The organism is Janibacter sp. CFPM2_SD2, from assembly GCF_057364645.1.
Genome location: NZ_JBNFOF010000381.1, coordinates 1 through 826, shown reverse-complemented (window position 1 = coordinate 826; position 826 = coordinate 1). Strand labels below are relative to the sequence as shown.

Genomic DNA, 826 nt, shown 5'->3' with positions numbered 1-826 from the left:
CCAGAGGCCTCGCGGCGCCTCGCGGCCGCCTACGCGCTGCCGATGCCCTCGCCCGGCGACCTCGACCTGCCCGTCCTCGTCGTCACCGGGCGCCAGGACGCGATCGTCGGGGTCGACGACCAGTGGGACTGGGCCCGTGGGCTGCCGCGGGGGAGCACCGCGTCGCTGGACCGGGCCGGTCACAACGTGCACCTCGACCGCCCCGAGGTGGTCGCCGCGCTGCTCACCGACTGGGCCCGACAGGTGCACCCGGCCGGCTGACACACCGCCCGGTTACGTTTGTCCCCGTGCGCGTCGCCCAGGTCCTCGTCGACTCGGGGCTGGTCCATCTCGACCGGCCCTTCGAGTATCTCGTGCCCGAGGAGCTCGACGAGGCCGCGCAGCCGGGCGTGCGGGTCAAGGCGCGCTTCGCCGGGCGTGACCTCGCCGGTTACGTCGTCGAGCGGAGCGACGTCGCCGAGCACACCGGGCGGCTGGCCCCGATCCGCACGGTCGTCTCGCCGGAGGCGGTGCTCACGCCGCAGGTCCTCGAGCTGGCCCGGCGGGTCTCGCGCCACCAGGCCGGCACGGTCATGGACGTGCTGCGGCTCGCGATCCCACCGCGGCACTCCCGCGCCGAGAAGGCGCTGCCCGTCGAGCCGCCGGCGGCCGACGAGACCGCGGCCGACGAGTCGGCGACGGACGAGCAGAGCGAAGGGGAGGACCTCCCTTCGCCTGCAGCCGTCCCCGAGGTGTGGCCGGGTACCGCGCCGGTGCGGCGTGGTGGTCGCGGGTCGCGGCGGGGGAGTCGCCACGGTGCGGCCTGGCTGGCCGGCCCTCGCGGCCG

2 protein-coding genes are annotated in these 826 nt (G+C 76.4%); both read left to right on the top strand.

Going from position 1 to position 826, the window contains the following annotated elements:
- Positions 1–261: alpha/beta fold hydrolase (locus tag AC2W7J_RS18515; protein WP_485984260.1), on the top strand; the 261-nt coding region annotated here is incomplete at its 5' end.
- 26 nt (positions 262–287) lie between these two features.
- Positions 288–826: primosomal protein N' family DNA-binding protein (locus tag AC2W7J_RS18510; RefSeq protein ID WP_485984259.1), on the top strand; the 539-nt coding region annotated here is incomplete at its 3' end.